The organism is Calidifontimicrobium sp. SYSU G02091, assembly GCF_022631395.1.
Classification (GTDB): domain Bacteria; phylum Pseudomonadota; class Gammaproteobacteria; order Burkholderiales; family Burkholderiaceae_C; genus Calidifontimicrobium; species Calidifontimicrobium sediminis.
The window spans coordinates 86,117-98,298 of the sequence record NZ_JALBGB010000001.1 but is presented as its reverse complement, the minus strand read 5'-3'; the positions used below and the strand labels follow the sequence as shown (position 1 = coordinate 98,298).

Here is a 12,182-nt window from a genome sequence, read left to right as displayed (position 1 = left end):
CGACGCCGCGGACCTCGCGCACGCGCCGTTCACGCCGCTCGCGCGGCAGCCCGCGTGACGACAATGCGCGCATGACTGCCGCCGCGCCGCTGCTCGAGATCGACCGCCTGAGCGTGCGCTTCGGCGACGCGACCGTCGTCGACGACGTGTCGTTCTCGATCGCCGCGGGCGAGAAGTTCGCGCTCGTCGGCGAGTCGGGCTCGGGCAAGTCGATCACGGCCCTGTCGATCCTGCGCCTGGTCGACGCGGCGACGACGACGGGCGCGATCCGTTTCGCCGGCGAAGACCTGCTCGCCAAGCCCGAGCGCGCGATGCGCGCGCTGCGCGGTGCCGACATCGCGATGATCTTCCAGGAGCCGATGACGGCGCTGAACCCGCTGTACACGGTGGGCAACCAGATCGGCGAGGTGCTCGAGCTGCACGAGGGTCTGCGGCCGAACGCGGCGCGCGCACGCGCCGTCGAACTGCTCGCGAAGACGGGCATCCCCGAGCCCGAGCGCCGCGTCGACGCGTACCCGCACCAGCTCTCGGGCGGGCAGCGCCAGCGCGCGATGATCGCGATGGCGCTCGCGGGGCGGCCCCGCCTGCTGATCGCCGACGAGCCGACGACGGCGCTCGACGTCACGATCCAGGCGCAGATCCTCGATCTGCTCGACGCGCTGCAGCGCGAGATGGGCATGGCGCTGCTGTTCATCACGCACGACCTGAACCTCGTGCGCCGCTTCACGCACCGGGTCGGCGTGATGGAGCGTGGCCGCCTCGTCGAGACCGGGCCGACCGCCGCCGTCTTCGACGCGCCGCAGCATGCCTACACGCGGCGCCTGCTCGCGAGCCGGCCGCAGCGCGTCGCGCCGCCGGTGGCCGACGACGCGCCGGTGCTCGTCGAGGGACGGGGCATCGACGTGACGTTCCCGATCCCGCTGGGGTGGTTTCGCAAGCGCGACTTCGTCGCGGTGCGCCAGGCCACGCTCGAGCTGCGGCGCGGCGAGACGCTGGGCATCGTCGGCGAGTCGGGCTCGGGCAAGACGACGCTGGGCATGGCGCTGCTGGCGCTGCAGCCGATCGCCGCCGGCACCGTGCGCCTGGGCGACGTGCGCCTCGACGACGCGCCGCGCGAGACGCTGCGCCGGCTGCGCCGACGGATGCAGGTCGTGTTCCAGGACCCGTTCGCGAGCCTGAGCCCGCGCATGACGGTGGGGCAGATCGTCGGCGAGGGCCTCGCGCTGCACCGCCCCGAGCTGACGCCGGCCGAGCACGAGGCCGCGGTGCTCGCGATGCTCGACGAGGTCGGCCTGTCGGAGCGCCACGGCGTGCCGCTCGTGCTGCAGCGCTACCCGCACGAGTTCAGCGGAGGCCAGCGCCAGCGCATCGCGATCGCGCGTGCCGTCGTGCTGCGCCCCGAGCTGCTCGTGCTCGACGAGCCGACCTCGGCGCTCGACGTGTCGGTGCAGCAGCAGGTGCTCGCGCTGCTCGCCGACTTGCAGCGGCGCTACGGCATGAGCTACGTCTTCATCAGCCACGACCTGGCCGTCGTGCGCGCGATGGCGCACCGCGTGCTGGTGATGAAGGACGGCGCCGTCGTCGAGGCGGGCGACGCCGAGCAGGTGTTCGCCGCGCCGCGCGAGGCCTACACGCGCGAGCTGCTGGCCGCCGCGCAGCTCGCCTGATCGCGGCGGGCCGCAGGCGATGGCCGATTCGCGTTACCGTACGGACGACGGGGACACACCGATGACGAAGACGACGATGGCGGCCGCCGTGCTGCTGGCGCTGGGGCTCGCGGGCTGTGCCGTGGAGTGGAGCAACCGCGAGGTCGTGCGCGAGGAGGTGCAGCGCATGGCACCGCCGGGCTCGGTCTACACCGGCTGGCGCGTGTTCCAGGACAAGTGTGCGAGCTGCCACGGCCCGGCGGCCACCGGCACCGCCGGCGGGCCCGACCTGCTGCCGCGCGTGCGCGAGATGGGCGAGCGCCGCTTCGTCGGCCTCGTGCTGCAGCGCTACGACTGGGGCATGCCCGGCGAGACGGCCCGCGCGAGCGGGCCGGCGCAGGACGCGCTGGTCGAGGACGTCGTGCAGCGCCGCGCTCGGGGCGCGCGGCCTACTTCAGCAGGCCCTCGGCGCGCATCGCGGCCTGCACCGCGGGCCGCGCACCGACACGCGCGACGAAGGCCGTGAGGTTTTGCAGCGGCGCGATGTCGACGCCGACGTACTTGCCCCAGCCGGCGACGACGAAGAGGTAGGCGTCGGCGACGCTGAACGCGTCGCCGAGGACGTACGGGCGGGCGGCGAGTTCGCCGTCGACCCACTGCAGCCGCTGCAGCAGGCGGTTGCGCGTGGCGTCCTTCACCGCGTCGGGCATCGCCGGGTTGAACAGCGGGCTGAAGCCGCCCTTGTGCAGCTCGGTGGCGGTGAAGTTGAGCCATTCGATCAGCCGGTAGCGCGCCATCGTGCCCCAGGCCGGTGCCAGCTGCTTGGCCGGGACTTGGTCGGCGACGTACTGCACGATCGCCGGGCCCTCGCGCAGTCGCTGGCCGTCGTCGAGCTCGAGCAGCGGCACGTAGCCCAGCGGGTTGATCGCGGTGTAGTCGCTGCCGTCGGGCAGCTTCTTCGTCTTCGTCGGCGCGGGCACCGCCTCGAACGGCAGGCCCGACTCATGCAGCACGATGTGGGGGCTCAGCGAGCAGGCGCCGGGGCTGTAGTACAGCTTCATCGTTCGGTCCGGAAGTGGCAGGGAATGCGAAGATAGTGCAAGCCGCGGCGCCGTGCCGGCGTGTGGCGGCCACGCCTTTTGGGAGACAGCGGCATGCCGCGTGCGGTCCTCGACGAATCGAAACTCCACCCGGCGATCCGCGAGCGCGTCGCCGGGCTGCACGCCGACCTCGTGCGCGAGGTGCAGCAGGCGGTGGCGGCGCACGCGGTGGTCGTCGTCGGGATGGGCGGCAACCCGTTCGTCAAGAAGGCGCGCCGCGCGCTCGATGCCGCCGGCATCGCGCACCACGACCTCGACTACGGCAACTACCTCGGCCCGTGGCGGCGGCGCAATGCGCTGAAGATGTGGACCGGCTGGCCGACGTTTCCGATGGTGTTCGTGCGCGGCACGCTGATCGGCGGCGCGGCCGAGACCGAGGCGCTGCTGGCCAGCGGCGAACTGCAGCGCCTGCTCGCGTGAGCGGCGCGCGGCACTGGCGCGCACTCGCGGCGGCGGCCGGCGCGGCGCTGCTCGCCGGGGCCGCCGCGGCGCAGACGCTGACGCTCACGCCGTGCCGCCTGGCCGGCGTCGAGCACGAGGCGCGCTGCGGCCGGCTCGCGCGCCCGCTCGACCCGGCGCGCCCCGACGGGCCGTCGATCGAGCTGCACGTCGCCGTGCTGCCGGCGCTCGCGCGCCACCCGCGGCCCGACCCGGTGCTGTTCCTCGCCGGCGGGCCGGGGCAGAGCGCGATCGAACTCGCCGGCCACGTGCAGCGGCTGCTCGGCCCGCTGGGCCGGCGGCGCGACCTCGTGCTCGTCGACCAGCGCGGCACCGGGCGCAGCGCGCCGCTCGCGTGCAGCCGCGGGCCGGGCGAGCTGGCCGGCGTCGACGCGCAGGTCGCGCACCTGCTCGCGTGCCGCGACGAGCTCGCGCGGCGTCCCGAACTCGGTGGCCCCGACGGCTTGCGTCACTTCACGACGCCGCGCGCGGCCGAGGACCTCGACGCAGTGCGTCGCGCGCTCGGCGCCGGGCAGGTCAACCTGGTGGCGGTGTCGTACGGCACGCGCGTCGCGCTCGAGGTGATGCGCCGCTTTCCGCAGACGGTGCGCCGCGCCGTGCTCGACGGCGTCGCGCCGCCCGACATGGCGCTGCCGCAATCGTCGGCGCTCGACGCGCAGGCCGCGCTCGACGCGCTGTTCGACGCCTGCGCCGCCGACACCGCGTGCCAGACCCGCCACCCGGCACTGCGCGCGCAGTGGCAGCGCGCGCTGGAGCGGCTGCCCGCGACGGTGACGCTGGCCGACGCGCGCACCGGGGCGCCGACGCCGACGTGGCTGACACCCGATGCGGCGCTCCCGGCGCTGCGGCTCGCGCTGTACTCGCCGCTGCTCGCGTCGGCGCTGCCGTTCGCGATCGACGAGGCCGCGCAGGGCCGCTGGCAGCCGCTGCTCGGCCTCGGCCAGGCGCTGAGCGCCGGCGCGCGCCAGCCGGTCGTGGCCGCCGGCGCGCACTTCGGTGTCGTCTGCGCCGAGGACGCGCCGCGCGCCGCCGCGCTGCCGCCGCCGGCGACGGTGCTGGGTGCCAGCGTCGCGCGGCTGTACGAGCGGGTCTGCGCGGCGTGGCCGCGGGGCGACCTGCCGGCCGGCTTCGACACGCTCGCGCCGGCGCCGGCACCGGTGCTGCTGCTGTCCGGCGGGCTCGACCCGGTCACGCCGCCGCGCCACGGCGAGCGCGTGCGCGACGCGCTCGGCGCGCAGGCGCGCCACGCCGTGGTGCCGAACGCCGGCCACGGTGTGCTCGCGCTGCCGTGCGTGCGCGACGCGGCGCAGCGCTTCGTCGACGCGGCGAGTGCCGCGCAGGCGCTGGCGGTCGACGTCGACTGCGCGCGCGCGGTGCCGCGACCGCCGGTGTGGGCACCCCCCGCAGTGGAGGCGTCGCCGTGATCGAGGTGCACGGGCTCGTCAAGCGCTTCGGCGGCGCGCGGCGCGCGCCCCCGGTGGCCGCCGTCGACGGCGCCACCTGGCGTGCCGACGACGGCCGCATCACGGCGCTGCTCGGCCCCAACGGCGCCGGCAAGACGACGACGCTGCGGCTCGTCGCCGGGCTGATCACACCCGACGCCGGCGGCGTGCGCATCGACGGCATCGACGTCGCGGCGCAGCCGGCCGCGGCGCGCGCGCGGCTGGGCGTGCTCGGCGACGCGCGCGGGCTGTATCCGCGACTGACCGCGCGCGAGAACATCGTCTACTTCGCACGGCTGCACGGCATGGCCACCGCGGCCGCGCAGGCGCGCGCCGATGCGCTGGCCGCGCAGCTGGGCATGGTCGAGCTGCTCGACCGCCGCACCGAGGGCTTCAGCCAGGGCGAGCGGATGAAGACGGCGCTCGCGCGCGCGCTGGTGCACGACCCGCCGAACGTCGTCCTCGACGAGCCGACCAACGGGCTCGACGTCGTCGCGACGCGCGCGCTGCGCGACGTGCTGCGCCGGCTGCGCGACGAGCTGGGCAAGTGCGTCGTCGTCTCGACGCACGTGATGCAGGAGGTCGAGCGGCTGGCCGACCGCGTGATCGTGATGGCGCGCGGCCACACGGTGGCCGAGGGCAGCGTCGCCGCGCTGTGCGCGCGCGCCGGCGAGCGCGACTTCGAGGCGGCTTTCGTGCGGCTGGCCTACGGCGACGCCGCAGTGGGCGGGGAGGCGCGATGACGGGCGCGGTGTGGACCGTGTGGCGCAAGGAGCTGCTCGACGCGTGGCGCGATCGGCGCACGCTGTGGACCGTGCTGGCCAGCGCGGTGGCCGTCGGCCCGCTGGCACTGGTGCTGCTGTCGACGCTGGTCGCCGACCTCGAGGCGCGCGCGCAGGCGCGCGAGGTGTGGGCGGTCGGCCTCGGCCACGCGCCGACGCTGCGCAACTTCCTCGAGCGCCAGACCTGGACGGTGCACGACGCTCCCGCCAGCTATGAGCCAGCGCTGCGCGAGCAGCGGCTCGCGCACCCGGTGCTCGTCGTCGGCGACGACTTCGAGGACGCGCTCGCGCACGCTCGCGCGCCGGTCGTCGAGGTCGTCTCGGCCAGCGGCAACGCACGCGCCGAGGCCGGCGCGGCGCAGCTGATGCAGCTGCTCGCCGGTTTCAACCAGGAGCAGGCGACGCTGCGGCTCGCGGTGCGAGGCGTTCCCGCCTCGATGCTCGAGGCCGTGCGCGTGCAGCCGCGCGACGTCGCCGAGCCCGGGCAGCGCGCCGCGCAGCTGACGGCGATGCTGCCGTTCTTCGTGCTGCTGGCGGTGCTGTACGGCGCGCTGAACGCCGCGCTCGACACGACGGCTGGCGAGCGCGAGCGCGGCTCGCTCGAGCCGCTGCTGGCCAACCCGGTGCCGCCGCTGTCGCTGGTGGTTGGCAAGTGGGCCGCGGTGACGACGGTGGCCGTCGTGCTGGCGCTGCTGGCCGCATTCGGCTTCCTGCCCGGGCAGTGGCTGCTCGCGAGCGACGCGCTGGCCGCGCTGCTGCGCTACGGGGCCGGCGAGGCGCTGCGCTTCGTCGCACTGCTGGTGCCGCTGGCCGCGGCCGCGTCGGCGCTGATGATGGCGGTGGCGATCCGCAGCCGCAGCGTCAAGGAGGCGCAGGCGAGCACGACGCTGGTCGTGCTCGCGATCTCGCTGCTGCCGCTGGTCACGCTGTTCGGCCAGCGCAGCGAGCAGCCCTGGCACCTGTGGGTGCCGGGACTCGCGCACAGCGTGCTGATGACGCGCGTGCTGCGCGGCCAGGCGCTCGCCGCGCCCGACGTGCTGCTGCCGGCCGCGGTGTGCGTCGCGCTGACGGGCATCGCGCTGGCGTCGGTCGCGCGGGCGCTGCGCGGCAGCGCGTTGCGCTGAGCCGGTCGCGCCTACCGGGGGGTCGGCACCGGCGCCGCGGCCGCGGGCAGCGCACGCCGTCGCGGGGCCGGCACGGCTGCGCGGTCGCCGCCCCCCTCGAGGGCGCGGTGGACCTCGCGCTGCCACGGCAGCGCGACGACGATCGCATTGAGGTGGCGCGCGGCCTGCCACGCGGTCAGCACCTCGCCGGCGTCGCCGAGCAGCTTCAGGTTGGTCAGCACGGCCATCGGGTCGAGCATCGCGACGACGCCGCGCGAGACCTGGACCCAGTCCCACGCGACGCCGACGTGGCCGTCGTCGCAGGGCCACACCCACATCGTCTGGCCGGCCGGCGCGCGCGCATGCGCGTCGGTGCAGAAGACGTGGGTGCCGTGGTGCTCGAAGTGCCGCGGCAGCGGCTGGCCGACCGCCCGGTACACCGGGGGCCAGGCACGCAGGGTCCAGGCAGGGGGCATGTGTCGGTCCTCGCTCGCGCGTCGGCGCGCATCTGTGTCGGTATAGTCTTGCGAAGCCCTGCCTGTTCACAACCTGTAAAGGCTTGCAGGTCGCCCGCTGGGGAACCGACCCGACGACGCCACCTCGATGCTGCAAAGCGACTTCCGTTCGGTGCTGGCGGCCAACGACCGCGAGTCGTTCCGCGAGGCGGTCGTGCGGGTCGCCGAGCGGCTGGGCTTCACGACGGTGTCGGCGATCGCGGTCGTCGACCGCGGCCGCGACACCGAGTTCGTGTCGGTGGGCAACATTCCGTCGGCCTACGAGAACGTCTACGTCGACGTCCAGGCCTGGCGGCGCGATCCGGTGATGCAGCACCTGCGGCGCAAGTCGGTGCCGATCCTGTGGAACCAGGCGACCTACACCCGCGAGGGCGCCGGCGACCTGTGGGAGCAGCAGGCGGCGTTCGGTTTTCGCACCGGCATCGCGATGGCGCTGCACCTGCCCGAGGGCAACCACTTCGTGCTCGGCGTCGACCGAGACCAGCCGCTGCCCGACGACGTGGACGAACTCACGCGCATCGTCGCGCACCTGCAACTGTTCGCGGTGCACGCGCAGGACGCGGCGTTCCGCGTCCTCGTGTCGGCCGAGCACCGGCCGCAGACGCCGAACCTGACGCCGCGCGAGCTCGAGGTGCTGCGCTGGACGATGGAGGGCAAGACGGCGTGGGAGGTCGGCGCGATCCTGGGCATCAGCGAGCGCACCGCGGTGATGCACCTGAGCAATGCGACGCACAAGCTCGGCTGCACGACGAAGCATCAGGCCGTCGTCAAGGCGCTGCGCCTGGGGCTGATCGACTGACCGGCGGCGCGACCCTGTAAGAGTTGACAGTTTCGCGCCGCGCACGGCGCTGCTTGAATGACTTCGGTTCCACCGAAGCCACGTTCAAGGAGGCGCCATGTTCAAGTCCCGTTCCAAAGCCAAGACCCCTGACCGCGTGCGCGACGCCAAGCCGGCGGTCGAGACGCCCAAGCACGAGTCGCGCGAGTCGCAGCCGCGCACGCTCGAGCTGCAGGACCTGACCAAGGTCGCCGGCGGCCTGCTGCCCAAGGGCGGATGGGGACAAAGGTAAGCGGCTTCGACTCCATCTTCCGCCCCGAGGCGGTCGAGCACCAGCGACAGGCCTGGCTCGGCAGCATCCAGCTGGTGCGGCCGCTGTCGCTGAGCGTGCTGACCGGTGCCGTCGTCGTCGCGCTCGGACTGACGCTGGCCACGCTCGCGTGGGGCGAGTACACGCGCAAGGCGCGCGTGGCCGGCGTGCTGGTGCCCGAAGCGGGGGTGGCGCGTCTGGTGCCGCCACAAGCCGGCGTGGTGCTCGAGCGGCGCGCCGGCGAGGGGCAGCGCGTGCAGCGCGGCGACGTGCTGTTCGTGCTGTCGCTCGACCGCGCGACGGCCGGCGGCGACGCCCAGGTGCAGGTGCAGCAGGCGCTGGCAGCGCGCGAGCGCAGCCTCGCGGAGACGGCGCAGCGTCAGCGCGAGCGGCTCGAGGTGCAGCGCGCGGCGCTGCAGAGGCGTCTGGTCGAGATGCAGCGCGAGGCCGCTCAGCTGGCGGCCGAGGCGGATCTGCACCGCCAGCGGCTCGCGCTCGCACAGCAGTCGCTCGCGCGGCTGCAGGACCTGCAGCGCGAGCAGTTCATCTCGTCGGCGCAGGTGCAGGCACGGTCGGAGGAGGTCCTGGGGTTGCAGGCACAGCTGCAGGCGCTCGCGCGCGCGCGAGCCGCGCACGAGCGCGAGATCGCCGCCGTCGAGGCCGAGCTTCGCGAACTGCCGTTGCGCCAGCGCGAGCGCGACGCCGAGATCGCGCGCGAGCGGGCCCTGGTGCAGCGCGATGCCATCGACAGCGAAGCGCAGCGGCGGCTGCTCGTGCGCGCACCGCACGACGGCGTGCTCACCGCGGTGCTCGCCGAACCGGGGCAGGCGGTGTCGCCGTCGCAGGCGCTCGCGAGTGTCGTGCCCGCCGATGGCGCGCTGCTCGCGCACCTGTACGCGCCGTCGAGCGCGATCGGTTTCATCCGTGCCGGGCAGCCGGTGCGGCTGCGTTACGAGGCCTTCCCGTTCCAGAAGTTTGGCCACCACGAGGGCCGCGTGCTGCAGGTGTCGCGCACGCCGCTGCCGCCCGGCGAAGTGCCCGCCAGTGCCCGTGACGAGCCGATGTACCGCATCACGGTGGCGCTCGAGCGGCAGACGGTGCGCGCCTATGGCAGCGAGCAGCCGCTTGCGGCCGGGATGCAGCTCGAGGCCGATGTGCTGCTCGAGCGCCGGCGGCTGATCGAGTGGATCTTCGAGCCGCTGCTGTCGGTGGCCGGTCGCCTCTGAAGTTGGCGATGCAGCCGCTGCGGGGACGTCGTTGGGGACACGCGTGAGCGCCGGCGCGCGCTGGCACCTGGACTTGGCGCTGGGCCTGGGCCTGAAGCGCGTGCCGATGGTGCTGCAGACCGAGGCCGCCGAGTGTGGCCTCGCGTGCCTGGCGATGGTCGCGGCCGCGCACGGTCACGACACCGATCTCGCGACGCTGCGCCGGCGCTTTTCGCTGTCGCTCAAGGGCGCGACGATGGCCGACCTGGTGCGCTTCGCCGACCAGCTGCGCCTGCAGTCGCGCGCGCTGCGCGCCGAGATCGAGCACCTCGGTGGCCTCGCGACGCCGTGCATCCTGCACTGGGACCTGAACCACTTCGTCGTGCTCGTCGAGGTGCGGCGCGGGGTGGCGGTGATCCACGACCCGGCGCGCGGCATCCGCCGTCTGAAGCTCGACGAGGTCTCGCGCCACTTCACCGGCATCGTGCTCGAGCTCGCGCCGATGGCCGACTTCGCGCCGAAGCGAGAGCGTCAGCAGGTGCGCGTGACGCAGCTGCTCGGCCACGTGAGCGGGCTCAAGCGCTCGCTGGCGCAGGTGTTCGTGCTCGCGCTCGCGCTCGAGCTGTTCATGCTGCTGAGCCCGTTCTACCTGCAGTGGGTCGTCGACGGCGTGTTGGTCAGCGCCGACCGCGACCTGCTGCTGACGCTGGGTGTCGGCTTCGCGTTGCTGGTGCTGATCCAGGTCGGCACCGCGGCGATCCGCTCGTGGGCGGTGCTCGTGCTGTCGGCGACGCTGAACCTGCAGTGGCTCGGCAACGTGTTCGCGCACCTGATGCGCCTGCCGGTGGCGTGGTTCGAGCGCCGTCACACCGGCGACATCTGGTCGCGCTTCGGCGCCGTGCAGCAGATCCAGAAGACGCTGACGACGAGCTTCATCGAGGCGCTGCTCGACGGGCTGCTCGTCGTGCTGACGCTCGTGATGATGACGGTCTACAGCGTCACGCTGACGCTGATCGCGGTCGGCGCGGTGGTGCTCTACGGCGGACTGCGCTGGGTCTTCTTCCGTCCGCTGCGCGACGCGACCGAGGAGGCACTGGTGCACGAGGCCAAGCAGTCGAGCCACTTCCTCGAATCGCTGCGTGGCGTGCAGGCGATCAAGCTGTTCAACCGCCAGGCCGACCGCCAGGCGCGCTTCATGAACCTCGTCGTCGACGCGATGAACGCCGATCTGGCGACGCGCAAGCTGGACCTGGCCTTCCACGTCTCGCACCGGCTGCTGTTCGGGCTGGAGCGCGTCGCGGTGGTGTGGGTCGGTGCGCTGCTGGTGCTCGACCAGTCGCTGTCGGTGGGCATGCTGTTCGCATTCCTGGCCTACAAGGAGCAGTTCGCGCAGCGCTTCTCGGGCCTGATCGACAAGGCCGTCGAGCTGAAGATGCTGCGCCTGCAGGGCGAGCGGCTCGCCGACATCGTGCTCGCCGAACCCGAACGGGAGGTGGACCTGCCTTTGGCGCATCGGCGCGACGTGCCGGCGCGCATCGAGCTGCATGGCGTGCGCTTCCGCTACTCCGACACCGAGCCCGAGGTGCTGCGCGGCGTCAACCTGCTGATCGAGCCGGGTGAGTCGCTGGCCATCGTCGGCCCGTCGGGCGGCGGCAAGACGACGCTGCTCAAGCTGATGGTGGGTATCCACGCGCCGACGACGGGCGAGATCCGCGTCGGCGGCAAGCCGCTGGCGCAGCTCGGGCTGGCGCGCTGGCGCACGATGATCGGCACCGTGATGCAGGACGACCAGCTGTTCGCCGGTTCGATCGCCGACAACATCTGCTTCTTCGACGCCGAGCCCGACCACGGCTGGATCGAGGAGTGCGCGCGGCTGGCGGCGGTGCACGACGAGATCGAGGCGATGCCGATGGGCTACCACACGCTCGTCGGTGACATGGGTGCCAGCATCTCGGGCGGGCAGAAGCAGCGCATCCTGCTCGCACGCGCGCTGTACAAGCGCCCGCAGGTGCTGCTGCTCGACGAGGCCACCAGCGCGCTCGACGTCGACCACGAGCGGCTCGTCAACCAGGCGATCCGCAGGCTGGAATTGACGCGTATCATCGTCGCGCACCGGCCCGAGACGATCGCCAGCGCGGCGCGCGTGATCGTGCTGCACGACGGGCGCGTGTCGCAGGACCTGCGCTCGGTGCCGACCGGGCGCAGCCTCTGACGCCGCTGTGGCGCTTCAGCGCTGCGGCGCCGTCAGCACTTCCCAGCGTTGCAGCGTGGCCATTGCCTCGGCGGCCGAGGCGCCGCACATCGCCGGGGCCGGCTGCAGCGACGCACACACGGCGGGCCGCCGCGGGTCGCCGAACAGCGTGCAGCGCCGCTCGTCGCTCAGGTGCGGGCAGGGCACACCGGCCGGCTTGCCGGCGGGCCACGCCGGCAGCGGCGACGAGATCGACGGTGCGATGCAGCAGGCACCACACCCGGGGCGGCAGTCCATCGAGTGATTGTCGGCAGCGCGGTGTGGTGGTGATCGAAGCCCAACATTGGCGTTATCTATTGAATCGGGCGCAGCAATCGTCATATGATGAACGCGAATCGTTCTCAACCGGGAGTTGCCATGGTCAAGTCGCTGAGCTTCGGCGTCGTCCACCTCGGCATCGCGTTCAGTGTCGGCTACGCGCTGACGGGCGACGTCGCCATCGCCGGCGCGATCACGCTGGTCGAGCCGGCGGTCAATACCGTCGCGCACTACCTCTTCGACCGCTGGTGGGGCCACCCGGCGTGGAAGCGGTGGGCGCAGGGCCTTCGGCGACGCCGGTGGGCGGCGCGGGAGGTGGCCGCCTAAAATTGC

The 12,182-nt window shown here is 73.5% G+C and carries 14 protein-coding genes; 11 read left to right on the top strand and 3 right to left on the bottom strand.

Features of this window, described 5'->3' with window-relative positions; translation table 11 throughout:
- Positions 1–71: 71 nt before the first annotated feature.
- A complete protein-coding gene (locus MOJ79_RS00485) occupies positions 72–1,667 on the top strand; it encodes an ABC transporter ATP-binding protein (RefSeq protein ID WP_241922382.1) in 1,596 nt (531 codons plus the stop codon).
- A gap of 61 nt (positions 1,668–1,728) precedes the next feature.
- Positions 1,729–2,172, top strand: a complete 444-nt coding sequence (locus MOJ79_RS00480) for a c-type cytochrome (protein WP_241922381.1) — start codon at positions 1,729–1,731, stop codon at positions 2,170–2,172.
- Here the strand turns inward: MOJ79_RS00480 and gstA are convergent.
- Positions 2,096–2,707 (bottom strand): glutathione transferase GstA, encoded by a 612-nt coding sequence (gene gstA / locus MOJ79_RS00475; RefSeq protein WP_241922380.1) that lies wholly within the window; start codon positions 2,705–2,707, stop codon positions 2,096–2,098. The two genes, MOJ79_RS00480 and gstA, sit on opposite strands and share 77 nt — an antisense overlap.
- 93 nt (positions 2,708–2,800) lie before the next feature.
- Here gstA and MOJ79_RS00470 point away from each other — a divergent pair, with 93 nt between their 5' ends.
- The 4 genes from MOJ79_RS00470 to MOJ79_RS00455 are packed head-to-tail and all read left to right on the top strand — an operon-like array spanning position 2,801 to position 6,553.
- Positions 2,801–3,166, top strand: coding sequence for a glutaredoxin (locus MOJ79_RS00470; protein ID WP_241922379.1), 366 nt, complete (start codon positions 2,801–2,803; stop codon positions 3,164–3,166).
- Complete coding sequence (locus tag MOJ79_RS00465; RefSeq protein WP_241922378.1) at positions 3,163–4,629, top strand: alpha/beta fold hydrolase; 1,467 nt, start codon at positions 3,163–3,165, stop codon at positions 4,627–4,629. Before MOJ79_RS00470 ends, MOJ79_RS00465 begins: the two co-directional genes overlap by 4 nt.
- Complete coding sequence (locus MOJ79_RS00460; protein WP_241922377.1) at positions 4,626–5,390, top strand: ABC transporter ATP-binding protein; 765 nt, start codon at positions 4,626–4,628, stop codon at positions 5,388–5,390. Before MOJ79_RS00465 ends, MOJ79_RS00460 begins: the two co-directional genes overlap by 4 nt.
- The gene (locus MOJ79_RS00455) at positions 5,387–6,553 is read left to right on the top strand and encodes an ABC transporter permease (RefSeq protein ID WP_241922376.1); all 1,167 of its coding nucleotides are present in this window, start codon (positions 5,387–5,389) and stop codon (positions 6,551–6,553) included. The genes MOJ79_RS00460 and MOJ79_RS00455 overlap by 4 nt, the downstream gene beginning before the upstream one ends.
- An 11-nt stretch (positions 6,554–6,564) precedes the next feature.
- On the opposite strand, the gene MOJ79_RS00450 is transcribed toward MOJ79_RS00455, so the two are convergent.
- Positions 6,565–7,008, bottom strand: coding sequence for a hypothetical protein (locus MOJ79_RS00450; RefSeq protein WP_241922375.1), 444 nt, complete (start codon positions 7,006–7,008; stop codon positions 6,565–6,567).
- Between the two features lie 127 nt (positions 7,009–7,135).
- Between MOJ79_RS00450 and MOJ79_RS00445 the strand changes: the two genes are divergently transcribed.
- The 4 genes from MOJ79_RS00445 (at position 7,136) to MOJ79_RS00430 (ending at position 11,552) form a co-directional block, all read left to right on the top strand.
- Complete coding sequence (locus MOJ79_RS00445) at positions 7,136–7,846, top strand: helix-turn-helix transcriptional regulator (RefSeq protein ID WP_241922374.1); 711 nt, start codon at positions 7,136–7,138, stop codon at positions 7,844–7,846.
- A 97-nt stretch (positions 7,847–7,943) separates the two neighbouring features.
- Positions 7,944–8,117 (top strand): hypothetical protein, encoded by a 174-nt coding sequence (locus MOJ79_RS00440; RefSeq protein WP_241922373.1) that lies wholly within the window; start codon positions 7,944–7,946, stop codon positions 8,115–8,117.
- The gene (locus tag MOJ79_RS00435) at positions 8,102–9,361 is read left to right on the top strand and encodes an HlyD family secretion protein (RefSeq protein ID WP_241922372.1); all 1,260 of its coding nucleotides are present in this window, start codon (positions 8,102–8,104) and stop codon (positions 9,359–9,361) included. The genes MOJ79_RS00440 and MOJ79_RS00435 overlap by 16 nt, the downstream gene beginning before the upstream one ends.
- Positions 9,362–9,404: 43 nt before the next feature.
- Complete coding sequence (locus MOJ79_RS00430; RefSeq protein ID WP_241922371.1) at positions 9,405–11,552, top strand: peptidase domain-containing ABC transporter; 2,148 nt, start codon at positions 9,405–9,407, stop codon at positions 11,550–11,552.
- A 15-nt stretch (positions 11,553–11,567) separates the two neighbouring features.
- Here MOJ79_RS00430 and MOJ79_RS00425 read toward each other — a convergent pair whose 3' ends face one another.
- The gene (locus tag MOJ79_RS00425) at positions 11,568–11,828 is read right to left on the bottom strand and encodes a YkgJ family cysteine cluster protein (RefSeq protein WP_241922370.1); all 261 of its coding nucleotides are present in this window, start codon (positions 11,826–11,828) and stop codon (positions 11,568–11,570) included.
- A 120-nt stretch (positions 11,829–11,948) separates the two neighbouring features.
- Here MOJ79_RS00425 and MOJ79_RS00420 point away from each other — a divergent pair, with 120 nt between their 5' ends.
- Positions 11,949–12,176 (top strand): DUF2061 domain-containing protein, encoded by a 228-nt coding sequence (locus tag MOJ79_RS00420; RefSeq protein WP_241922369.1) that lies wholly within the window; start codon positions 11,949–11,951, stop codon positions 12,174–12,176.
- Positions 12,177–12,182: the final 6 nt, after the last annotated feature.

Excerpts from the sequence above, each read along its gene's own strand:
- MOJ79_RS00450 (WP_241922375.1), bottom strand. The coding sequence starts at position 7,008 with ATGCCCCCTGCCTGGACCCTGCGTGCCTGGCCCCCGGTGTACCGGGCG.
- MOJ79_RS00485 (WP_241922382.1), top strand. The coding sequence starts at position 72 with ATGACTGCCGCCGCGCCGCTGCTCGAGATCGACCGCCTGAGCGTGCGC.
- gstA (WP_241922380.1), bottom strand. The coding sequence starts at position 2,707 with ATGAAGCTGTACTACAGCCCCGGCGCCTGCTCGCTGAGCCCCCACATC.
- MOJ79_RS00470 (WP_241922379.1), top strand. The coding sequence starts at position 2,801 with ATGCCGCGTGCGGTCCTCGACGAATCGAAACTCCACCCGGCGATCCGC.
- MOJ79_RS00445 (WP_241922374.1), top strand. The coding sequence starts at position 7,136 with ATGCTGCAAAGCGACTTCCGTTCGGTGCTGGCGGCCAACGACCGCGAG.
- MOJ79_RS00435 (WP_241922372.1), top strand. The coding sequence starts at position 8,102 with ATGGGGACAAAGGTAAGCGGCTTCGACTCCATCTTCCGCCCCGAGGCG.
- MOJ79_RS00420 (WP_241922369.1), top strand. The coding sequence starts at position 11,949 with ATGGTCAAGTCGCTGAGCTTCGGCGTCGTCCACCTCGGCATCGCGTTC.
- MOJ79_RS00440 (WP_241922373.1), top strand. The coding sequence starts at position 7,944 with ATGTTCAAGTCCCGTTCCAAAGCCAAGACCCCTGACCGCGTGCGCGAC.
- MOJ79_RS00480 (WP_241922381.1), top strand. The coding sequence starts at position 1,729 with ATGACGAAGACGACGATGGCGGCCGCCGTGCTGCTGGCGCTGGGGCTC.
- MOJ79_RS00455 (WP_241922376.1), top strand. The coding sequence starts at position 5,387 with ATGACGGGCGCGGTGTGGACCGTGTGGCGCAAGGAGCTGCTCGACGCG.
- MOJ79_RS00425 (WP_241922370.1), bottom strand. The coding sequence starts at position 11,828 with ATGGACTGCCGCCCCGGGTGTGGTGCCTGCTGCATCGCACCGTCGATC.